Source organism: Modestobacter sp. KNN46-3 (assembly GCF_011039295.1).
In genome coordinates, this window is record NZ_JAAKGN010000343.1 from 1 (window position 1) to 1,149 (window position 1,149).

2 protein-coding genes are annotated in these 1,149 nt (G+C 74.8%); both read left to right on the plus strand.

The annotated features are described in order from the left end of the window. A partial coding sequence (locus tag G5C62_RS27170) for a sensor histidine kinase (protein ID WP_241176180.1) occupies positions 1-436 on the plus strand: 436 nt, incomplete at its 5' end. Continuing rightward, positions 433-1,143, plus strand: coding sequence for a response regulator transcription factor (locus tag G5C62_RS27175; RefSeq protein ID WP_164703434.1), 711 nt, complete (start codon positions 433-435; stop codon positions 1,141-1,143). The genes G5C62_RS27170 and G5C62_RS27175, both read left to right, overlap by 4 nt. Positions 1,144-1,149 lie beyond the last annotated feature (6 nt).

Below are 1,149 nucleotides of genomic sequence, written 5' to 3' on the forward strand. Positions count from 1 at the left end.
GCTGCGGGAGGGCGACGGGGAGGAGTACGCCCCGCAGCCCGACGTCGCCGCGATCGACCAGCTCGTGGCCGACGTCCGGGCCAGCGGCCTGGCCGTCGACCTGGTCGTCGAGGGCGACCCGCGCCCGCTGCCGGCCGGCGCGCAGCTGGCCGCCTACCGGATCGTGCAGGAGTCGCTGACCAACGTGCTCAAGCACGCCGGCCCGGCTGGTCGGGCGTGGGTGCGGCTGCACTGGCGGCCCGATGCGCTGGAGCTGGCCGTGCTGGACGACGGCCGGGGCGCATCGGCGGCGATCGTGGAGTCCGACGGCCAGGGACAGGGCCTGCTGGGCATGCGCGAGCGGGCGGCGCTGCACGGCGGGCGACTGATCGCCGGGCCGCGGACCGGCGGCGGGTTCGGCGTGCACGCGTCCCTGCCCTACGGTCCACCACGATGAACAACAGCCAGATCCGCGTCGTCCTCGTCGATGACCAGCAGCTGGTCCGGGCCGGGTTCCGGATGGTGATCGACTCCCAGCCCGACCTCACCGTGGTCGGGGAGGCCGGGGACGGCGCTGCGGCGGTCGAGCTGCTGCGTCGGACGCCGGCCGACGTCGTGCTGATGGACGTCCGGATGCCCGGCACCGACGGCATCGCCGCGACCGAGCTGGTGACGGCGCTCCCCGAGCCGCCCCGGGTCGTCGTGCTCACCACCTTCGACCTCGACGAGTACGTGGTCGCGGCGATCGGCGCCGGGGCCAGCGGCTTCCTGCTCAAGGACGCTCCGCCGGAGGAGATGCTCGCCGCGGTGCGCACCGTGCACGCCGGCGACTCGGTGATCGCGGCCAGCTCCACCCGCCGACTGCTGCAGCACGTCGCGCCGATCCTGCGCGGGGCCGGCAACGGGGGCGGCACCGGCCAGGTCGACCCGAGCGCGCTGACCGAGCTCACCCCGCGGGAGCGGGAGGTGCTGGTCCAGATGGCCTACGGCGCCTCGAACACCGAGATCGCCGGCCAGTTGTTCGTCAGCGAGGCGACCGTGAAGACCCACGTCGGCCGAGTGCTGTTCAAGACCGGCTCCCGGGACCGCGTGCAGGCCGTCGTCCTCGCCTACCGCACCGGCCTCGTCGCCCCCGCCGACCTCCTCCGCGACGCCCCGCACTGAGGAAGG